The 20,088-nt window shown below is 74.4% G+C and carries 20 protein-coding genes; 4 read left to right on the forward strand and 16 right to left on the reverse strand.

Going from position 1 to position 20,088, the window contains the following annotated elements; all coding sequences use genetic code 11:
• Positions 1-235 precede the first annotated feature (235 nt).
• From BI06_RS22590 to BI06_RS22610, 6 genes are all read right to left on the reverse strand, one after another.
• Positions 236-1,249: a lysophospholipid acyltransferase family protein gene (locus BI06_RS22590; protein ID WP_030393787.1), complete on the reverse strand. Its 1,014-nt coding sequence runs from the start codon at positions 1,247-1,249 to the stop codon at positions 236-238.
• A 6-nt stretch (positions 1,250-1,255) separates the two neighbouring features.
• On the reverse strand, positions 1,256-2,386 hold the full coding sequence (locus BI06_RS22595; protein ID WP_051741592.1) for an NAD-dependent epimerase/dehydratase family protein: 1,131 nt from the start codon (positions 2,384-2,386) through the stop codon (positions 1,256-1,258).
• A 231-nt stretch (positions 2,387-2,617) separates the two neighbouring features.
• Positions 2,618-2,716, reverse strand: coding sequence for a 30S ribosomal protein bS22 (locus tag BI06_RS46605; RefSeq protein ID WP_003948845.1), 99 nt, complete (start codon positions 2,714-2,716; stop codon positions 2,618-2,620).
• A gap of 192 nt (positions 2,717-2,908) precedes the next feature.
• On the reverse strand, positions 2,909-3,118 hold the full coding sequence (locus tag BI06_RS22600; RefSeq protein ID WP_045937940.1) for a helix-turn-helix domain-containing protein: 210 nt from the start codon (positions 3,116-3,118) through the stop codon (positions 2,909-2,911).
• Positions 3,119-3,367: 249 nt separating this feature from the next.
• The gene (locus BI06_RS22605) at positions 3,368-4,564 is read right to left on the reverse strand and encodes an acetoin utilization protein AcuC (protein ID WP_051741734.1); all 1,197 of its coding nucleotides are present in this window, start codon (positions 4,562-4,564) and stop codon (positions 3,368-3,370) included.
• A gap of 69 nt (positions 4,565-4,633) precedes the next feature.
• On the reverse strand, positions 4,634-5,029 hold the full coding sequence (locus BI06_RS22610; protein ID WP_037779805.1) for an HGxxPAAW family protein: 396 nt from the start codon (positions 5,027-5,029) through the stop codon (positions 4,634-4,636).
• Between the two features lie 106 nt (positions 5,030-5,135).
• Between BI06_RS22610 and BI06_RS22615 the strand changes: the two genes are divergently transcribed.
• A complete protein-coding gene (locus BI06_RS22615) occupies positions 5,136-5,621 on the forward strand; it encodes a MarR family winged helix-turn-helix transcriptional regulator (protein ID WP_030393783.1) in 486 nt (161 codons plus the stop codon).
• A gap of 52 nt (positions 5,622-5,673) precedes the next feature.
• On the opposite strand, the gene BI06_RS22620 is transcribed toward BI06_RS22615, so the two are convergent.
• From BI06_RS22620 to proC, 3 genes are all read right to left on the reverse strand, one after another.
• Entirely contained in the window at positions 5,674-6,852 is a 1,179-nt protein-coding gene (locus BI06_RS22620) for an MFS transporter (RefSeq protein WP_051741737.1), read from the reverse strand.
• A gap of 213 nt (positions 6,853-7,065) precedes the next feature.
• The gene (locus BI06_RS22625) at positions 7,066-7,722 is read right to left on the reverse strand and encodes an HAD family phosphatase (protein WP_030393781.1); all 657 of its coding nucleotides are present in this window, start codon (positions 7,720-7,722) and stop codon (positions 7,066-7,068) included.
• 30 nt (positions 7,723-7,752) lie between these two features.
• Positions 7,753-8,580 carry a pyrroline-5-carboxylate reductase gene (proC, locus tag BI06_RS22630; RefSeq protein WP_030393780.1) on the reverse strand — a complete coding sequence of 276 codons (828 nt, stop codon included), beginning with the start codon at positions 8,578-8,580 and terminating at the stop codon, positions 7,753-7,755.
• Between the two features lie 172 nt (positions 8,581-8,752).
• On the opposite strand from proC, the gene BI06_RS48270 reads away from it, so the two are divergent.
• Entirely contained in the window at positions 8,753-9,202 is a 450-nt protein-coding gene (locus tag BI06_RS48270) for a hypothetical protein (protein WP_149030442.1), read from the forward strand.
• A 107-nt stretch (positions 9,203-9,309) separates the two neighbouring features.
• Positions 9,310-10,638, forward strand: coding sequence for a hypothetical protein (locus BI06_RS22640; RefSeq protein ID WP_043470891.1), 1,329 nt, complete (start codon positions 9,310-9,312; stop codon positions 10,636-10,638).
• 21 nt (positions 10,639-10,659) lie between these two features.
• On the opposite strand, the gene BI06_RS22645 is transcribed toward BI06_RS22640, so the two are convergent.
• The 5 genes from BI06_RS22645 to BI06_RS22665 form a co-directional block, all read right to left on the reverse strand.
• The gene (locus tag BI06_RS22645; RefSeq protein ID WP_030393777.1) at positions 10,660-11,187 is read right to left on the reverse strand and encodes a hypothetical protein; all 528 of its coding nucleotides are present in this window, start codon (positions 11,185-11,187) and stop codon (positions 10,660-10,662) included.
• Between the two features lie 91 nt (positions 11,188-11,278).
• Entirely contained in the window at positions 11,279-13,123 is a 1,845-nt protein-coding gene (gene ilvD / locus BI06_RS22650; protein WP_043470894.1) for a dihydroxy-acid dehydratase, read from the reverse strand.
• A 166-nt stretch (positions 13,124-13,289) separates the two neighbouring features.
• Positions 13,290-14,078, reverse strand: a complete 789-nt coding sequence (locus BI06_RS22655) for a class I SAM-dependent methyltransferase (protein ID WP_030393775.1) — start codon at positions 14,076-14,078, stop codon at positions 13,290-13,292.
• Positions 14,079-14,110: 32 nt separating this feature from the next.
• On the reverse strand, positions 14,111-14,914 hold the full coding sequence (locus BI06_RS22660) for a sugar phosphate isomerase/epimerase (protein WP_199523341.1): 804 nt from the start codon (positions 14,912-14,914) through the stop codon (positions 14,111-14,113).
• Positions 14,915-15,627: 713 nt separating this feature from the next.
• On the reverse strand, positions 15,628-16,593 hold the full coding sequence (locus BI06_RS22665; protein WP_043470898.1) for a Ppx/GppA phosphatase family protein: 966 nt from the start codon (positions 16,591-16,593) through the stop codon (positions 15,628-15,630).
• 325 nt (positions 16,594-16,918) lie between these two features.
• Between BI06_RS22665 and BI06_RS22670 the strand changes: the two genes are divergently transcribed.
• Positions 16,919-17,743 (forward strand): hypothetical protein, encoded by an 825-nt coding sequence (locus BI06_RS22670; protein WP_037779847.1) that lies wholly within the window; start codon positions 16,919-16,921, stop codon positions 17,741-17,743.
• Positions 17,744-17,789: 46 nt separating this feature from the next.
• On the opposite strand, the gene BI06_RS22675 is transcribed toward BI06_RS22670, so the two are convergent.
• Positions 17,790-18,959 (reverse strand): NADH-quinone oxidoreductase subunit D, encoded by a 1,170-nt coding sequence (locus BI06_RS22675; RefSeq protein ID WP_030393771.1) that lies wholly within the window; start codon positions 18,957-18,959, stop codon positions 17,790-17,792.
• A complete protein-coding gene (locus BI06_RS22680) occupies positions 18,956-20,011 on the reverse strand; it encodes an SAM-dependent methyltransferase (protein ID WP_037779803.1) in 1,056 nt (351 codons plus the stop codon). The genes BI06_RS22675 and BI06_RS22680 overlap by 4 nt, the downstream gene beginning before the upstream one ends.
• Positions 20,012-20,088: the final 77 nt, after the last annotated feature.

Consider the following 20,088-nt stretch of genomic DNA (forward strand, 5'->3'; position numbering starts at 1 on the left):
CCCGCAGGTCCCGCCGCAGGGCGGCGCGCCCGCACCGGCGGCGCCCGCGGCCCCCGGCGCACCGGCCGCACCGGCGCCCAGCAATGAGACCAATGTCGTCCCGGCCCCGGTGGGCGGCCTGGTCGACAACCTCACCAGCGGGCTCACCGGGGCCAAGCCCTCGCCCAGCGCGGACGCGCCGGCCCCGCCGTTCTGCTCGGCCAGGAGGCTCACCCGGCCCGGAGGGGCACTCGGCTCAGAAGAAGACCGAGCGCCGCCGCACCAGCAGCTGGTAGAGCGTGTGCTGGATGGTCTCCCGGACCTCGTCGGCCAGGTCGAAGACCAGCATCGGGTCGTCCGCCGCCTCCACCGGGTGCCGGTCGGTCGCGATCGGCTCGCCGAACTCGATGATCCACTTGGTCGGCAGCGGCACCGCCCCCAGCGGGCCCAGCCACGGGAAGGTCGGCGTGATCGGCACGTACGGCAGGCCCAGCAGCCGGGCCAGGGTCCGGAAGTCGCCGATCATCGGGTAGGTCTCCTCCGCCCCGACGATCGAGCACGGCACGATCGGCACCCGGGCCCGCAGCGCCGAGGAGACGAAGCCGCCCCGGCCGAAGCGCTGGAGCTTGTACCGCTCGGAGAACGGCTTGCCGACCCCCTTGAAGCCCTCCGGCCACACCCCGACCAGCTCGCCGCGCTCCAGCAGGGCCTGGGCGTCCTCGTTGCAGGCCAGGGTGTGCCCGGCCTTGCGGGCCAGCTCGTTGATCCCGGGCAGGACGAACACCAGGTCCGCGGCGAGCATCCGCAGGTGCCGGTGGCGCGGGTGGTGGTCGTGTATCACCACCTGGGTCATCAGCGCGTCCAGCGGGATCGTCCCGGAGTGGTTGGCGACGATCAGCGCGCCGCCCTCGGCCGGGATGTTCTCGATCCCGCGCACCTCGATCCGGAAGTACTTCTCCGCCAGCGGCCGCAGCAGCCCGAGCAGCACCTCCTCGGTGAGCTCCCGGTCGAAGCCGAACTCGTCCACCTCGTAGTCGCCGGTGATCCGGCGGCGCAGGAAGGCCAGGCCGTCGGCGGCCCGGTCCTCCCAGCCCTTGCCGAAGGCGCGGGTGGCGGCGGCGCCGAGCCGGCCGGCCAGCGCGCCGCCGACGGCACCGGCCACCCGGTCGGCCAGGCCGGAGCCGTCGGCCGGCGGTTCGCTCCAGCTGGGGGCGGACTCGATCGGGATGACCTTCGCCTCGCCCGGCGCGTTCTCGGCGGCGGCACTCATGCGGGTTCAGCTCCTGGGTCGGTGCGGTCGGGCGGGGGTGCCCGGGGTGGTGGGGCCCGGGCCGGTGGTCCGGCCGGCCTCCGGGCCGAGCAGCGCGGCCAGTCCGTCGGTGACGGCGGTCAGCCGGCCCGGCGGCAGCAGGCCCGGCGACTGCGCGGCGGCGAAGTCCGCGAAGGCCTCCGGGGTGCTGAACGCCGGGCGGTAGCCGAAGGACTCGCGCAGCCGGGCGGTGTCCACCACCCGGCCGTGGGTCAGCAGCCGCAGGTGCTCGGGCGAGACGTCGACCAGCCGGGTCTGCCGGGCCAGTCCGGCGATCCAGCTGACCGCCGGCAGCAGCAGCGGCAGGGTCGGCCGGCCCAGTCGGCGGGCGCACTGGGAGAGCAGCAGCACGCCCTCCCCGGCGACGTTGACGGTGCCGGTGTTCACGGTGCCCGGCTCGGCCGGGAAGGAGGCCCGGCAGAGCACCTCGACCACGTCGTCCTCGTGCGCGAACTGCAGCCGGGGGTCGTAGCCGAGCACGGTCGGCAGGACCGGCAGCGCGAAGTAGTCGGTCAGCGGGGTGTCGGCGCCCGGGCCGACGATGTTGGCGAACCGCAGCACCGTGACCGCGACATCCGGACGGCGCCGGGCGAAGCCCCGGACGTAGCCCTCCACCTCGACCGCGTCCTTGGCGAAACCGCCGCCCGGCAGGGTCTTCGGCTGGGTCCGCTCGGTGAACACGGCCGGGTCGCGCGGCGCCGAGCCGTAGACGCCGGTGGTCGACTTCACCACCAGCCGGCGCACCCCCGGCGCCTTCTGGCAGGCGCCGAGCAGCTGCATCGTGCCGATCACATTGGACTCCTTCACCGCGGAGCGGTTGGTGGAGCCCAGTCCGGTGGCGCTGACCGCGAGGTGCACCACGGTGTCGACGCCGTGCTCGGCGATCACCCGCGCCACGGCGGGGCGGCGCAGGTCCAGCTGGTGGAAGCGGTAGGACGCGGCGGGCCCGTCCGGCTCGGCGAGCGCGCGCAGCGCCGGGCCCGGCGGCTGCACGTCCACGCCGACCACCAGGTCCACGCCCGGGCGGCGGCGCAGCTCGGCGGCGAAGCGGGCGCCCAGGTGCCGGCCGACACCGGTGACGAGCACGACCGTTCCCACAGCGCTGCACCCCATTCCTCGGCCCGGGAGACCTGCGTGCACCGTACCGCGCCGCCCCGGCGGGCCGGGAAACACCGGGCCGGGAAACGACCGGGCCAGGAGAACGGCGGGGCCAGGAGAACGGCGGGGCCGGAAAAGCGGACGGGCCGGAAAAGCGGCACCGCCCGCCCCGGCCGGAAGGCCAGGACGGGCGGTGCCAAGCGCTGGGCGCGCGAGCGCGGCCGGGGGCGCTTACTTCTTGTTGCGACGCTGAACGCGCGTGCGCTTGAGAAGCTTGCGGTGCTTCTTCTTGGCCATACGCTTGCGACGCTTCTTGATGACAGAGCCCACGGAACAACCCTCGCTCACTGAGACTCTCGCCCGTGAGAGACGGAGTCCATACGACTGACGTGAGGGCCCAGCCTACCGTCCCCTTGCCCAGGGTCGTAATCGCGCCCCCGGGAGCAGGCGAACCGCAGGCGAATCCGGAGCGAACGGAGGCGGGGCCCACCGGTGGTGGACCCCGCCCGGACCGGCCTTTGCCTACGCGCTCTCGAGCCGCACGTAGGACTCCTTGAGGTACTCGTGCACTGCCTGCTGGGGCACCCTGAACGAGCGGCCGACCCGGATGGCAGGCAGCTCACCGCTGTGCACCAACCGGTAGACCGTCATCTTGGAGACCCGCATGACCGCGGCCACCTCGGCCACGGTCAGGAAGACGACGTCCTGCAAGGGGCGTTCGCCGGAACTCATGACCATCACCCGACCCTTACCCGTGTGCAAGGCACCGGCTTCCCCTCCGGTGACTCCACCGGCACACGTGTATCCCCAGAGTAGTTATGGGTGGTACCAGTGGGAAGAGGGAGAAGCCCAGTCCTCGTACGGTGAGGGATAAGTCGGTTGCAGTACGTAGTCGATCGGCGATCTGTACCGGTCGGCCTGCGCACGGAACGCGACCGGACACCAGGTCCTCACAAGCGGACGGCGATCCTTCGCCACCGCTCAGGGCAGCAGGCCGTGGTGCGGCAGGACGGCGCGGCGGGCGGCCAGAATCGCCTGGTCGAGGCGGTCCGCCGGATCGTATCCCGCGTCGAAGTCCCGCCAGACCGGGCTGGCGCCGTCGGTCATCCGGAGCGGGGCGGGGCCCCGGGTGCGCCGGTAGACCTCGGCGCGCCAGGACTCCGGGGTCTCGGTGGCCGGGTCGACCGGCCGGCCCGCGGCGGTGGCGACCAGGTGGGTCCAGGCTCTCGGGACGACGTCGACCACCGCGTAGCCGCCCCCGCCGAGCGCGATCCACCGGCCGTCGGCGTGCTCGTGCGCCAGCCCGTGCAGCGCCCCGGCGATGGCCCGCTGGGCGTCCACGGTCACGGCGAGGTGGGCGAGCGGGTCCTCCAGATGGGTGTCGGCCCCGTGCTGGGTGACCAGGACCTGCGGGCGGAAGGCGGCCAGCAGCTCGGGCACCAGGGCGTGGAAGGCGCGCAGCCAGCCGGCGTCGCCGGTGCCGGCCGGCAGCGGGAGGTTGGCGGCGGACCCCTCGGCGCCCGGGCCGCCGGTCTCGGTGCTCCAGCCGGTCTGCGGGAAGAGCGTGGCCGGGTGCTCGTGCAGCGAGACGGTGAGCACCCGGGGGTCGTCCCAGAACGCCTGCTGGACGCCGTCGCCGTGGTGGACGTCCACGTCGACGTAGGCGATCCGCTCGGCGCCGAGTTCGAGCAGCCGGGCGATGGCGAGGGCCGGGTCGTTGTAGACGCAGAAGCCGGAGGCGCGGTCGGGCATCGCGTGGTGCAGCCCGCCGGCGAAGTTGACGGCGTGCGGGGTCTCCCCGCGCCAGACGGCCTCGGCGGCGGCGACCGACTGGCCGGCGATCAGCGCGGAGGCGGAGTGGAGGGCGGGGAAGGACCAGTTGTCGTCGGTGCCCAGGCCGTGCCGCGAGTCCTGCCGGTCGGGGTGGGCGGCGGCCTGCTTGACCGCCTCGACGTACGCCGCGGTGTGCACCAGCCGGAGGGTGGAGTCGCCCGCGGCGGGCGCGGAGCGGACGGTGACACCCGGTCCGGCGGCGAGGCCGAGGTCCTCGACCAGGCGCATGGTGAGCGACAGCCGGGTGGGGTCCATCGGGTGGCCCGGGCCGAAGTCGTAGGCGGTGACCGCCTCGTCCCAGAACAGGTGCAGGCCGCAGGAGGGGTCACGCTCGGCGTCGGGCATGGCCTCCACCGTAGTGGGTGGCGGCCGTCCGGCCGGGCAACGGGTCCTTGAACGCCCGCGGTACGGGAGTCAGACCCGGGCGCTCGTCCCCGGGGCGGGCGCGGCGGCGGGCGTGGCCGCGCCAACGGGGGCGTGCGCGGGCGTCCGGGCGGCGGCGCGGGCGGTTCGGCGGCCGGCCAGCCGGCAGCCGAGGCAATCGGGGTGGCCGTGCCGGCCGGCCGGGTCGGGGGTGCGCCAGTGCCGCAGTTCCGGCGGGCGCGGCCCGGTGGCCTTGCCCCGGCCTGCCAGGTGCAGCACCCAGGCGGCGACCGCCCCGAGCAGGATCAGCGCCGCGCCGGCCCAGAGGCCCGGTCCGGAGCCCGCGACGAAGGCCGCGCCCGCGACGGCGAAGCCCAGGGTGACGACGGCGGTGCCGGTCCAGCCGGCCACGGTGTGGCCCATGTCGTGATCGGCGTGTGCGCCCATGTGTCCTCGTTTGGTGTGATGGACGGGTCCACCCGGGCTCCCGTCCGCGAACGGACCGACGGCTTATCTCACGAGATAAGTAACTTAGATGCTAAGGAGATTTCCCGTGGAGGGCAAGCCGCGCCCCGAGGCGTCGCCCGAGCAGGCGCTCTACGCGATGGACCGGATGATCGCGCTCGCGCAGTTCGGCCAGCAGGACATCGCGGCGCGGCTCGGTCTGAACGTCACCGACCTCACCTGCGTCGGCTTCCTGATCGAGGCGGCGATGGCCGGCGAGGCCCTGGCCGCGGGCGACCTCGCCGAACGCGCGCAGCTGACCACCGGCGCGGTGACCGGCGTGCTCAACCGGCTGGAGAAGGCCGGGTACGCCCGGCGCGAGGCCGACCCGGGCGACCGCCGCCGGGTGCGGGTGGTGCTGGAGGCCGCCGCGCAGGACCGGATCATGGAGGTCTACGGCCCGTTCTACGGCCGGATCAACGGCCTCTTCGCCGACTACACCCCGGCCGAGATCGCCGTACTCACCGACTGGTTCACCCGCGCCAGGGCGATCCTGGACGAGTCGCTGACGGAGATCAGGGAGGCGACAGCCTGAGGCCGACGCCCTTGAGCCGGACCGCCTGAGGCGCGCCCTCCGGTGGCGCGCCCTACGGCGTGCCCCGGACGGCGTCCCGGACGGCCGGACCGGTGGGCGCCGGGGACGGCGCCGCCGCCGGGGCGAAGCGGTCCGCCAGCGGCAGCACCGCCAGCACCAGCAGCATCGGCGCCAGCAGCGCCCAGCGGTACGAACTCGCGTCCGCGAGCGCCCCCACCAATGGCGAACCCACCAGGAACCCCACGTAGTTGAACAGGTTGAGCCGGGCCACCGCGGCGTCCGAGTCGGCCGGGAACAGCCGCCCGCCGGCCGCGAACACCTGCGGGATGATCGCGCAGATCCCCAGCCCCAGCACGGTGAAGCCGGCGATCCCGGCCCAGGCGGCGGGCGCGGCGGCGGCCAGCGCGAACCCGAGCGCGGACAGCGCGGCACCGGACCGCACCACCGGGACGGCGCCCCAGCGCTGCACCGCGCGGTCGCCGAGCGCCCGGCCGAGCAGCATCGCCACCATGTAGCCGAGGTACGAGAGCTTGGCGACGTCCTCGGGGCTGCCCAGACCGTCGGTCAGGTACTTGACGCTGTAGTTGGAGACCGAGGCGTCGGCGATGTAGGCGAAGGCCATCACCAGGCAGAGCGGCAGCAGCGGCCGCCAGGGGATCGACCGGGCCGCGGCGGCGGCGGCCTCCCGTACCGCGTCGCCGAGTTCGGCCGGTCCGGCGAACCTGGTGCCGGCCAGCAGCGCGAGCGGGGCGACCACCCCGGCCGCCGTCCCGAACAGCACCGGCAGACCGAGCCCGACGTGCGCGCCGAGACCCGCGACGGCCGCGCCGACGATGCCGCCGAGGCTGAACGCGGCGTGGAAGCCGAGCATCACCGAGCGGCCGTAGCGGTGCTGGAGCCCGACCCCGAGCATGTTCATACTCGCGTCCAGCGCGCCGACCAGCAGGCCGAAGGCACCCAGGGCCAGCGCCAGTTGCCAGAGCTCGTCGCCCAGGCCGGCGGCGGCAAGGGTCGCGCAGACCGCCGGCTGGACCACCCGCAGCACGGCCCGCGCGCTCGTCCGGCGCACCAGCCGCTCGGAGGCGATCGACCCCACCCCGGCCAGCACCGGCACCGCGGCCAGGAACAGCGGCAGCAGGGAGTCGCTCAGCCCGTACCGGTCCTGGATCTCCGGGATGCAGGTGACCAGCAGGGCGAAGGTGACGCCCTGGAGGAGGAAGCTCGCGGCCAGCGCCGCCCGGCCGGCCCGGAGCCGCGGCGTGACCGGGACGCTCCCGTCCCCCGCGTCGCTCCCGGAACGGTAGGCACTCTCGGTAGGCACATCCACCTCGCTACTGGCCGGTACGGCGGTCGGTGGCGAGAGCGTAGGCGCTGGCGGGCGTTCGCGGGAGGGGGTGTGCGTGGGTCGGCCGCGTCCGCCGACCGGCCCCGGGGACTCCGGGAGCTACCGGTCGAGCAGGGGGAGCACCTCGGCGAGGTCGGCGATCAGGCCGGTGGCGCCGGCGGCGGTCAGCTTCGCCGGGTCGGTCAGCGCGGTGTAGCCGTACACGTCCATACCGGCCGCACGGGCGGCGAGCACGCCGTTCGGGCTGTCCTCCACCACCAGGCAGGCGGCCGGATCGACGCCGAGGGTACGGGCGGCGTGCAGGAAGAGGTCCGGTGCCGGCTTGCCCACCCCCACGTCCTGGGCGCTGAAGATCCGCTCCTCCGGGAGCCACCCGCGCAGACCGGTGACGTCCAGCGCGGCGCGGATCCAGCTGTGGTGCGCGGACGAGGCCAGGCAGTACGGCACGGAGCGCTGCCGGAGCTCCTTCAGCAGCGTCTCCGCGCCCCGCACGGCGGCGAGTTCGGCGGTGAAGGTGTCGAAGACCCGGCCGTGGAACGCCTCGTCGAAGCCCTCCGGGAGGAGCGCGCCGTCGTACCGCTCGGCGATCACGTCGTGCACCCGGTGGGCCGCGGTGCCCATGAAGTCCCGGTAGGAGTCCTCGACGGTGGTCGGGTAACCCAGCTCGGTCAGGTACTCGGCGAGCACCCGGTTGGAGAGCGGCTCGCTGTCCACCAGGACACCGTCGTTGTCGAAGATCACCAGTTCATAGGCCATACGGGCGACCCTACCGGCCGTCCCGGCCGGTCACTTGCCGCCGGAGGCCAGCTCCCGGGAGCGGTCCCGGGCCGCCTCCAGGGCGCTCAGCAGGGCCGCCCGCACCCCGTGGTTCTCCAGCTCGCGGATGGCCGCGATGGTGGTGCCGGCCGGCGAGGTGACCGCCTCGCGCAGCTTCACCGGGTGCTCCCCGGAGTCCCGCAGCATCACCGAGGCGCCGATCGCCGACTGCACGATGAGGTCGTGCGCCACCTGCCGGGGCAGGCCGAGCAGAATGCCCGCGTCGGTCATCGCCTCGACCAGGAAGTAGAAGTACGCCGGGCCGGAGCCGGAGAGGGCCGTCGCCGCGTCCTGCTGGGACTCGGGCAGCCGCAGCGCCTTGCCGACCGAGCGGAAGATCTCCTCCGCCCGCTCCAGGTGCGCCTCGGCGGCGTGCGACCCGCCGGAGATGACGCTCATGCCCTCGTCCACCAGCACGGGCGTGTTCGGCATCACCCGGACCACCGGGGTGCCGGGCGCCAGCCGGGCCTCGAACCAGGCGGTGGGGATGCCGGCCGCGGCCGAGATCACCAGCCGGTCGGGGTCGATGTGCGGCGCCAGCTCGTCCAGCAGGGTGCCCATGTCCTGCGGCTTCACCGCGAGGATCAGGGTGTCCGCGAGCTTGGCGGCCTCGGCGTTGCCCACCGCGCCGACCCCGTACCTGGCGGCCAGCTCGGCGGCCCGCTCCGGCCGACGGGCCGTCACCAGGACGTCCGCCGGGTCCTTGCCGGCCCGCAGCAGACCGGAGAGCAGGGCCTCCCCGATCTTGCCCGTGCCGAGGAAGGCGATCTTCTGTCCGTGTGCCGCGCTGCTGGTCATGGCCGCTCCTTGCCTCCGGTGCCGCGTCCCGCTACCCCGGCCATCCTCGCACCGCGCCCCGCCCCGGGGCGGCACCGTCCACCCTGCGGGCACCGGTGCGACGCAGCCCCTAGGGCGAAACTCGGGGTTCTCCCCTATGGCCCGGCGGTGGGCGCGGGCGCACCGTGGAGGCATGGCACACGGAGAGATGTCCCGACGTGAGAACCGGCAGGTCGCCGTCGCCGCGGCGACCTTGGGCCCGTGGCGGACGGCCGCGGGGGTCGGTGCGCTGGTGGGGGCGACGGACCTGGTGATCGATCTGATCGACGGGGACTGGTCGCTGAGCATGCTGGCCGGTCCGGCCGGCGTCGCCCTGTTCTTCTTCTTCCTGGTCGGCACGGTGGGCGGCCGGCTGCGCCGGGACACCGCCGACCGGCGGCTGCAGAAGTGGGCGAACGAGCACCCCTGGCAGGCCGCGCTCCCGGCGGCGGGCGGAATGCTCCTCCTGAACACGCTGGCCCAGCTGTTCCTCGGCGACGCGGGCGTGTTCGAGGCGTTCTTCCTCTCGCTGTTCCCGGCGGCCATGGTCCTGGGTGTGGCGGGGGTGGTCGGCTCGGTGAAGCGCGCCCGCACCAAGGACTGACGTTCCGGGAGAAAACGGGTGGTCTGACGGCCTGCGCCGAGCTGGTGTTCACCCGGCGGTGCGCCCCCGATCGAACAGCTGTCGCACCCCGTCGGCATACTGGCGCGATGCCGATCGCCGAAGACCCCGAACCGCGTCCGTCCGAGGAGCCGAAGGACGGGAAGGACCCGTTCGCCGACCTCGTGCTCGACGAGGAGTTCGTCCGCGGTGCCGCCGTCAAGGAGCAGGCCGGCCGCACCCGAATGCTCGCCGCCCGGTGGCAGCACACGCCGCCGGTCGACCCCGGCGGCCGCCGCTCGGTGAACGACGGGCCCCGGCCGCAGCGGCGTTTCGCCCGCCGGGCGCGGCCGGTCGACCCGTGGGGCAACCCCCGGCCGCGCCGCGGCGGACGGTGGCGGACGCCGCTGTTCGTGGTGCTCACCGTCGCCCTGGTGCTCGCGGCGCTGAACGTCGACGGGCTGCGGTCCTGGTACTCGACGCGGTTCGGCGACGGCTCCGGCGGTACGACGGCCGGCACGCCCGTGGCGACCGTCGCCCCGGAGACCGCGGCACCGACCGCCGCGCCACCGCCGGTCGACCCGAAGCAGCCGACCGTCGACCGCCCGTGGGCGGGCTCCCCCGCCGAGGGGTGGCCCACCACCGTCGACGCCTTCGGGCCCGAACCGGGCACGGTCACCAGGATCGGCGTGTTCGGCGCCGACCAGGTCGCCGCGCAGGTCGAACTGGTCAAGCGGTACCTGGTGGCTGCCAACCTGGACCCGCGGACGGTGGCCGGCGCCCGCCCGGAGGCGGCCCTGGCCATGCTGGGCCCGGAGGACCGGGCGGCGGCCGAGAAGGCGCTGGCCAGCCCCTCCCGCGAGCAGGACCCGACCAACTGGTTCAGCCGCTTCGACGGGCGCGACGCGATCCCGGTCGGCGACACCTACCGGCTGCAGGGCCGGATCAGCGTCGAGGGGGACGGCAAGCGCGGCGTGCTGGTGCACACCGACTTCACCTTCGTCTACCCGCTCCGGCCCGGCCCGGACGCCGCCAAGCGCGCCACCGCGCCCCGGCCCTCCGGTCCCCCGCGGCCGGCGGGCAGCCCGGCGCCCGGCGGGGGCGGCGTGGCGAAGCCGGTCGGCCTGCTCACCCCGGCGGCCGACGTGGCCGGCGACACCTGGACGGCGCGGACCGTCGTGCGCCGGGTGGACACCTTCCGCTTCTACGACCCGGCGAAGTTCAACGTCGAGCGGGACCGGCTCTACTTCGAGAAGACCACGACCGACGCGGGCAACACCGAGTGCGACGTGTACGACGGCTGGTACCACCCGCAGTTCGACCAGTTCGCGGCCGTCGCAGGGGCGTCCCCCGCGCCGTCCGGGCCGACCTCGGACCCGTACGACCGCAGCCAGGAGCCGCGGACGGACGGCGTCTGCGGCACGGTCAGCCGCAGCTGACCCGGCCGGTGCGGCGCCGGGTCAGCGCCGGCGCCGGCCCCGGCCCTGGGCGCCGGTGCCGGGCCGGCCGCTGCGGCCGGCCTGCCGGCGCTCGTGCTGGGCGAGCGCCTTCTCGTAGCGGGCCCGGTGGAGGGCCTCGCCGGGGGCCTCGCGCAGGGCGCGGAGGAAGTAGGCGAGCAGGGAGCCGACCCCGCCGATCACCCAGACCACGCCGAGCGACTTGTCCTCGGCCATCCAGCCGGTCAGCGCGTCCCGGCCCTCGGTGAGCAGCTTCCAGGTGCGCAGCGCGGCGAGCAGCGAGCAGATCGCGACGGCGGCGACCAGCAGTCCGTTGAGGAAGCCGCCGTTGTCGGCGAGCTTGATGCCGTCGACGGCGAGGCGCAGCACGAAGGCGCCGGCCGCGGCGGCGAGCAGCGCCCCGACCGGGACGAGGACGCGGCGCAGCCGGTAGTCGCCGCCGCGCTCGACCCAGCTGGTGCCGAACCAGCGGATCGGCTCCGGCTCGGGGGCGCCGGCGGGCTGGGTGGTGGGGGTGCGTTCCTGGGTCACGGGTCCGATTATCCCCGGCGGGCGGGAACGGCGGAGGCGCCGTCCCGGTGGCCGGGACGGCGCCCAGGACACGCCCATGGTCGCGGTGGGGTCAGCCGAGCTTGCTGACGTCCCGGACGGCGCCCTTGTCGGCGGAGGTGGCCATCGCGGCGTAGGCGCGCAGGGCCTGGCTGACCTGGCGGTCGCGGTTCTGCGGCCGGTAGCCGTGGCCGGCCTCCAGGACGCGGCGGCGCTCGTCCAGCACCTCGGCCGGGACCTCCAGCGAGATCCGCCGGCCCGGGATGTCGATGGCGATGGTGTCGCCGTCCTCGACCAGGGCGATGGTGCCGCCGGACGCGGCCTCCGGGGAGGCGTGGCCGATCGACAGTCCCGAGGTGCCGCCGGAGAAGCGGCCGTCGGTGACCAGCGCGCAGGCCTTGCCCAGGCCCCGGCCCTTGAGGAAGGAGGTCGGGTAGAGCATCTCCTGCATGCCGGGGCCGCCCTTGGGGCCCTCGTAGCGGATGACGACGACGTCGCCCTCCTTGATCCGCTTGGCGAGGATCGCCTCGACCGCGTCCTCCTGGGACTCGACCACGACGGCCGGGCCGCTGAACGTCCAGATCGACTCGTCGACGCCGGCGGTCTTCACGATGCAGCCGTCCTCGGCGAGGTTGCCGTACAGCACGGCGAGTCCGCCCTCGACGGAGTAGGCGTGCTCGACGGCGCGGATGCAGCCCCGGGCGCCGTCGGTGTCCAGCGACTCCCAGCGCTCGGACTGCGAGAAGGCCTCGGCGGAGCGGACGCAGCCGGGGGCGGCGTGCCACAGCTCGACGGCCTCCGCGGACGGCGAGCCGCCGCGGACGTCCCAGGTCTTGAGCCACTCGGTGAGCGAGTCGGAGTGGACGGTGTGCACGTCCTCGTTCAGCAGCCCGCCCCGGTGCAGCTCGCCGAGGATGGCGGGGATCCCGCCGGCCCGGTGCACGTCCTCCATGTAGTACGCGCCGTTGGGCGCGACCTTGGACAGGCACGGCACCTTGCGGGAGATCGCGTCGATGGCCCGGAGGTCGAAGTCCAGCTCGGCCTCCTGGGCGGCGGCGAGCAGGTGGAGGATGGTGTTGGTCGAGCCGCCCATGGCGATGTCGAGGGCCATGGCGTTCTCGAAGGCGGCGCGGGAGGCGATCGAGCGCGGCAGGACGGAGTGGTCGTCCTGGCCGTAGTGCCGGTTCGTGATCTCGACCACGGTCCGGCCGGCGGCCTCGTAGAGGGCGCGGCGGGCGGTGTGGGTGGCGAGCAGCGAGCCGTTGCCGGGCAGCGAGAGGCCGATCGCCTCGGTGAGGCAGTTCATCGAGTTGGCGGTGAACATGCCCGAGCAGGAGCCGCAGGTCGGACAGGCGTTCTCCTCGATGATCGCGATGTCCTCGTCGGAGACGTTCTCGTTGACCGCCTGCGAGATCGCGTCGACCAGGTCGAGCTTGCGCACCGTGCCGTCGACCAGGGTGGCCTTGCCGGCCTCCATCGGGCCGCCGGAGACGAACACCGTCGGGATGTTCAGCCGCAGTGCGGCCATCAGCATGCCGGGGGTGATCTTGTCGCAGTTGGAGATGCAGATCAGCGCGTCCGCGCAGTGCGCGTTGACCATGTACTCGACCGAGTCGGCGATCAGATCGCGCGAGGGCAGCGAGTACAGCATGCCGCTGTGGCCCATCGCGATGCCGTCGTCCACCGCGATGGTGTTGAACTCGCGGGGGATGCCGCCGGCCTGCTTGATCGCCTCGGACACGATCCGGCCGACCGGCTGGAGGTGGGTGTGACCGGGGACGAACTCGGTGAAGGAGTTGGCGACCGCGATGATCGGCTTGCCGAAGTCCTCGCGGGCTACGCCGGCCGCCCGGAGAAGCGCCCGGGCGCCTGCCATGTTGCGACCGTGGGTGACCGTACGGGACCTCAGCTCGGGCACTGTGCTCCACTCCTTCGGAGGCTGACTGGCGGCCCCGCTCGATCAGGAGGGTGCGGGGCCACTGTGTCTGTCGAGCCTACGCCCGCCGTCCGGGCGGCGGACACGGCGTCCGCGATGCGGTCAGCCGGGTGGCCGCACCGCGGGGCCGGGCGGCCCCCGGCGGGGGTCAGGACGGGGTGAGCGCCACGGTGAGGTCCAGGACGTACGGCTCGACGACCGTGCCGTCCGGGAACTCCGCCAGCAGGGCCTCGCGCTCGACGGCCAGCAGCGGCGCGCGCTGCTCCGGGGCGAGCGCGGCGAGGTAGGAGCGGGAGGTGAGGTCGGTGATCATGTGGTCCACGGTGACCCGGCGCTCCCATCGCAGCCGGGTGTGTTCCACCCGCAGGTCGTAGGGGGCGAGGTGCGAGGTGACCTCGTCGACGGCGCCGTAGCCGTGGTAGGTGGTGGGCAGCGCGGCGTGCAGCCGCTCGCCCATCGCCCGGACCCAGGCCGCGTTGCTGTCCTTCACGTTCCACCAGAGGGCCAGCGCGCCGCCGGGCCGCAGGACCCGGATCGCCTCCGGCACGGACTTCTCCGGGGTGGTCCAGTGGAAGGCCTGGGCGTAGGTGACGAAGTCCGCCGAGGCGTCGTGGAACGGCAGCTCGTCGCCGCTGCCCCGGACCAGCCCGAGCCCGGGCGAGACGGCGAGGAACTGCCCGGCCATGCCCGCGTTCGGCTCCACCGCGAGCACGTCGGCGCCGCGGCCGGCCAGCAGCCGGGTCGAGATGCCGGTGCCGGCGCCGACGTCCAGCACCCGCGCGCCCTTCAGACCGCGCCCGGCCAGCCGCTCCAGCGCGTCGAACAACTCCTGCGGGTACGAGGGCCTGGCCCGGTCGTACTCCGCCGCCACGCCGCCGAAGGACTTCGCCAGTTCACGGAAGTCGCTGCTGGGCCCGGTTCCGGTCTTTTCCGCCATGTGTCCCCCTGTGGACGGCAGTTCGTGTGCCGTCAGCGTACGCGCGCGGGGGTGGCCAGGTGCAAGCGGGTGAAGGCGAGGGCCTCGGCCAGGTCGGCCTCGCGTTCGGCGGGCGACGCGGAGCGGCGGGTGTTGACCTCCAGCACGACGTGGCCGTCGAAGCCGGTCCGGGCGAGGTGTTCCAGCAGCTCGGCGCAGGGCTGCTTGCCCCGGCCGGGGATGAGGTGCTCGTCCTTGCCGGAGCCGGAGCCGTCCGCCAGGTGGATGTGGGCGAGCCGGTCCCCCATCCGCTCGACCATCGCGAAGGCGTCCACCCGCGAGGTGGCGACGTGCGACAGGTCGATGGTGAAGTGCCGGTACTCCTCCTCGGTGACGTCCCAGCCCGGCGCGTAGGCCAGCATCTCGCGGTCCTTGTACCGCCACGGGTACATGTTCTCGACCGCGAAGCGGACGTCGGTCTCCCCCGCCATCCGGTGGATGCCCTCGACGAACTCCCGGGCGTACTGGCGCTGCCAGCGGAACGGCGGGTGGACGACGACCGCGCTCGCGCCGAGCTTCTCGGCCGCCGCCCGGGCGCGGACCAGCTTGGTCCACGGGTCGGTGCTCCACACCCGCTGGGTGATCAGCAGGCACGGCGCGTGCACGGCGAGGATCGGCATCCGGTGGGCGTCGGAGAGCCGGCGCAGCGCCTCGATGTCCTGGCTGACCGGGTCGTTCCAGACCATCACCTCGACACCGTCGTAGCCGAGTTTGGCGGCCAGCTCGAAGGCGACCGCGGTGGTGGCCGGGTAGACCGAGGCGGTGGAGAGGACGACCTTGGTGTCCGGGATGTGCAGGGCCGGGTGCGGGGGCAGGACCAGGCGGTCGGTGGTGCGCAGCAGCGGCGGGCGGGCGGCGGCCTGGCGGGCGGCCTTGACCGACTTCACGGACTGGACGGCGGCCTTGGCGGCGCCGGCCGCCCGGGCGGTGCGGGTGGGCTCGGCACCGGGGGCCTTGGGTCCCTTGCGCGCCCCGGCGGTCTTCGCCGCCCCGGTGGCTGCGGCGGGTCCGGTCGCACCGGTCGCACCGGTGGCCCTGGTCGCCTTGGTGGCCGCGCGGCTCGCGGCCTTGCGGGCGGCCTTCTCGGCGACGCCGCCGGCCGCCTCCCGGGCCGCCTTCACCGCCTTGACGCCCTTGGCACCCCTGGCGTCCTTGACGCCCTTGACGCCCTTCGCCGGCTTGACGCCCTTGACCGCCTTGCCGAGCTTGCGGGTCGGCGCGGGAGCCCCCGGAGAGGTGTCCGGACCGGTGTCCGAACCAGGGGTCGGGTCGGTATCGGTGTCGGTGCCGGTGTCCGGAGCGGGATCCGCGGCGGCGTCCGGGCCGGGACCGGAGCCGGTGCGGCGCCCGGCGCGGCGCGGGGCGTCCGGCCGCGGCTTCCCGTCCTGGGGCGCGCGGCCCTCCCGCGTCCCGTCCTCGTCCGCTGGTTGCGCCACGGGAGACAGCGTAAGCGGACCGCGCCCGGAACGGGGAGCCGGTCGGCGCGCGCCCGGCCGCCCCGCTCCCGGGGTCAGGGGGTGAGCGCGACGGGCCGGCGGCGGTCGGCGGGGCTGTCCATGGCGTCCAGTCGGCGCAGGATGATGCCCTCGCGCAGCGCCCAGGGGCAGACGTCCAGCTCGTCCAGGCCGAACAGGTCCATCGCCGCGTCGGCGACCAGCGCGCCCGCGAGCAGCTGCTTGGCGCGGCCCTCGGAGACCCCGGGGATCTGCGCGCGCTCGGCGACGGTCATCGCGGACAGCCGGGGCAGCCAGGCGGCGAGGTTGGCGCGGGTGAGCCGGCGGTCCGCGTACGGGCCGGCGTCAGCCGGGGCGGCGCCGGTCATCCGGGCCAGCTGCTTGAAGGTCTTGGAGGTGGCGACGGCGTGGTCCGGCGGGCCGAGCCGGGAGATCTCGCCGACGACGGTGGCGATCTCGGCGCGGATGTGCCGTCTCAGCCGGCGGAGCTGCTCGGGGTCGGCGACGTCTCCGGGCAGCCAGCGGGCGGTCAGCCGGCCGGCGCCCAGCGGCACCGAGCAGGCCACGTCGGGCTGCTCGTCCAGGCCGCAGGCGATCTCCAGCGAGCCGCCGCCGATGTCGAGGTTGAGCAGTCGGCCGGAGGACCAGCCGAACCAGCGGCGGACCGCCAGGAAGGTGAGCCGGGCCTCGTCCTGGCCGGAGAGCACCCGCAGTTCGACCCCGGTCTCCTCGGCGACCCGGCGGAGCACCTCCTCGCCGTTGGCGGCCTCGCGCACGGCGGAGGTGGCGAAGGGCAGTATGTCGACCACGCCCTTGTCCTCGGCGACCCGCAGCGAGGAGGCGATCATGCCGATCAGCTTCTCGACCCCGGATCCGTCGATCGCGCCCTGCTCGTCGAGGAGTTCGGCGAGCCGCAGCTCGGCCTTGTGGGAGTACGCGGGCAGGGGTGCGGCGCCCGGGTGGGCGTCGACCACCAGGAAGTGGACCGTGTTGGAACCTACGTCGAGTACACCGAGTCGCATAACCCTCCACGCTACGCGATCTCGCGCCGGAGGTGACCGGTCGTGCCGGTGTTCGTGCTGGTCCGGGTACTGATCGCGGGCCGGGACGGACCGGCCGGGCCGGACCGGGGCCCCGGTTCGAACGGCATTCGGCCGGTGTTGACCCGGCGTTCACCGGGCCCGGCGGTGAACTCGCCGTGAACCGCGCGACCACGGACGGTTCGCAGCTCCGCGGAGGCTCTACCCTTGCCGGGTGGCAGCAGCAGACACGTCCCAGCACAGCGGCACCTCCAAGGGCGGCAAGAAGAAGTCCGGGAGCGGCGGCCCGGGCGCCGTCGACCTGGCGATGCCGACCCTCCGCTCCGAACTCCGCCCCGAGGTCCCGCTCGACTTCGCGCGCGCCTGGGTCGAGTTCACCGACCCCGAGGACGAGGAGCAGGTCTTCCGCTGCGACCTGACCTGGCTGACCTCGCGCTGGTCGTGCATCTTCGGCCAGGGCTGCCAGGGCATTCGCGAGGGCCGGGGCGAGTCCGACGGCTGCTGCACCCTGGGCGCGCACTACTCGGACGAGGACGACGAGAAGCGGGTGGCCGGCCACGCGGCCCGGCTCACCCCGGAGCTGTGGGAGAACCACCGGCACGGCACCGACGCCAAGGGCCGGCTCAAGCTCGACGGCGGCATCACCATGTTCGACGAGGACGGCGACCGCCAGACCCGGCGGGTCGACGGCGCCTGCATCTTCGTGAACAGCCCCGGCTTCGCCGGCGGAGGGGGCTGCGCCCTGCACGCGCTGGCGCTCGCGGAGGGCCGCGAGCCTCTGGAGACCAAGCCGGACGTCTGCTGGCAGCTGCCGGTCCGCCGCACCTACGACTGGATCGACCGGCCGGACGACACCCGCTACCTCCAGGTCACCATCGGCGAGTACGACCGCCGGGGCTGGGGCCCGGGCGGCCACGACCTGCACTGGTGGTGCACCGGCAGCCCGGACGCGCACCAGGGCGCCGACCCGGTCTACGTCAGCTACCGCCCGGAGCTCACCGAGCTGATGGGCCGGGCCGCGTACCGGGTGCTGGCCGGCCTCTGCGAGGAGCGGATCGCCACCAAGGGCGACCGCAAGGTGGCCCCGCACCCGGCCGACCCGGTGAAGCGGCCGAAGGCGCCGAAGAAGTAGTCCGCCCCGGCGAGGAGCAGCCGACCGGCTGCTCCTCGCCGGCCGGCTACTTGTCGATGTCGCCGACGACGAAGAACATCGAGCCCAGGATCGCCACCATGTCCGCGACCAGGGTCCCCGGCAGCAGCTCGGTCAGCGTCTGGATGTTGTTGAACGAGGCCGAGCGCAGCTTCAGCCGCCATGGCGTCTTGTCGCCGCGCGACACCAGGTAGTAGCCGTTGACGCCGAGCGGGTTCTCGGTCCAGGCGTAGGTGCTGCCCTCCGGGGCCTTGAGCACCTTGGGCAGCCGCAGGTTGACCGGCCCGGGGGCGAGCGTGGCCAGCTTGTCGAGGCAGGCGTCGGCGAGGTCGAGCGCGTTGACGGTCTGCTCCAGCAGGCACTCGAAGCGGGCCAGGCAGTCGCCCTCCTCGCGGGTGACCACGGTCAGCACCTGCCGCAGCTCCTCGCTGCCGTACGCCAGGTAGGGCTCGTCCCGGCGCAGGTCGAGGTCGAGGCCGCTCGCCCGCGCGATCGGGCCGCTGGCGCCGTACGCCTCGGCCTGCGCCCGGGTCAGCACGCCGACACCGGCGGTGCGGGCGCGGAAGATCTCGTTGCCCAGCACCAGGTCCTCGAAGACCGGCAGCTGGGAGCGGACCACGGCGACGGCGGCGCGGACCCGGCCGAGCCAGCCGGCCGGCAGGTCCTCCTTGAGGCCGCCGACCCGGTTGAACATGTAGTGCATCCGGCCGCCGGAGGCCTCCTCCAGCACGTGCTGGAGGTCCTCGCGGCCGGTGAAGGCGTGGAAGATCGGGGTGATCCCGCCCAGCTCCAGCGGGTAGGAGCCGAGGAACATCAGATGGTTGAGGACGCGGTTCAGCTCGGCCAGCAGGGTGCGGATCCACACCGCCCGCTCGGGCACCTCCATGCCGAGCATCCGCTCGACGCCGAGCACCACGCCCAGTTCGTTGGAGAAGGCCGAGAGCCAGTCGTGCCGGTTGGCCAGCATGATGATCTGCCGGTAGTCCCGGGCCTCGAAGAGCTTCTCCGCACCCCGGTGCATATAGCCGATCACCGGCTCGGCGCTGACGATGCGCTCGCCGTCCAGCACCAGGCGCAGCCGCAGCACACCGTGGGTCGCCGGGTGCTGCGGGCCGATGTTGAGCACCATGTCGGTGCTGCCCGCCCCGCCCGTGAAGTTCTCGGCTCCCGCCCCGATGCCGACCGTGGTCTCCCTCATGGGGTCAGAGTCTGCCATCCCGGCAGCGCCCCGAGGCCCGGCGGTACCGGCATCCGGACGGCCTGCGAGAGCCAGCCGAATCCGCCCAGGCCGGCGGGGTCGGTGAGCTCGGCGCCCTCGCCCGCGCCGCCGAGCGCGCGCAGGTAGCCGACCGGGTCGCTGGAGGCGAGGGCCAGCGGCGGCCGGGCGCCGCTGACGCCGAGCGCCCGCAGCGCCTCCCGCTGCGTCGTCCACAGGCTGTGGAGACCGGGCGCGGCCACCGCGTCCAGTGCCACGTGCGCGGTGACGTCGCACGAGCCGTCGGGCACCGGGGGCACCTCGCGGCCGGCCCGGAAGCCGGTCCGGGTGGGGAACGGCGGGCGGCGCCCGGCGGTGTGCCCGTAGTCGACGGCCACGGCCAGGCCGCGTTCCAGGCCGGCCACCGCGTGCGCCCAGGCGGCGTCCCTGGGCGTGCCGAACTCGACGAAGTCCCCGGGCCGTTCGGCCGGCCACCAGCGGGCGGCCCAGTCCGCGTCGGCGGCGTCCACCGGCCCGCCGAGCCGCTCCTCGCCGGTCGCCGGGTCCACCTCCAGGTAGCGCAGCAGCCCGTCCTCGCCGACCTCGCCGGTGTCCAGCGGCACGTTGTCCAGCCACTCGTTGGCGAACAGCAGCCCGGTGACGCCGCGCGGCACCTCCGCCGTCCACACCGTCCGGGCCCAGCTCCGCTCCGTCCACAGGCCTGTGGACGGAGCGGCGGGCGGCGCGTCCGGGCGGGCGGCGAGCTCCACCGCCCACACCCGCAGCCGCTCCCCCACCGGCTCCGGCAGTTCGGCCAGCACCCCGGCGACCAGCTCGCCCCGGCCGGCCCCGACGTCCACGAAGGCCAGCTCCTCCGGACGGCCGAGCGCCTCGTCCACCTCCAGCAGCAGTCGGGCCACCGCCCGGGCGAACAGCGGCGAGGCGTGCACCGAGGTTCGGAAGTGCCCGGCCGGGCCCTCCGGCCTGCGGTAGAAGCCGCCGTCGGGGTCGTAGAGGGCACGCTCCGTGGCGGGCGCCCACCGCATCCAGCTCATGGAGCGGGACGCTACACACCCGGTCCGTACCCGCCCAATCCGTACGGCAGCGGCATGCCGGGCTCTCCGACCTAGGG

It is taken from the genome of Kitasatospora sp. MBT66, assembly GCF_000710405.2.
Lineage (GTDB): Bacteria > Actinomycetota > Actinomycetes > Streptomycetales > Streptomycetaceae > Kitasatospora > Kitasatospora purpeofusca.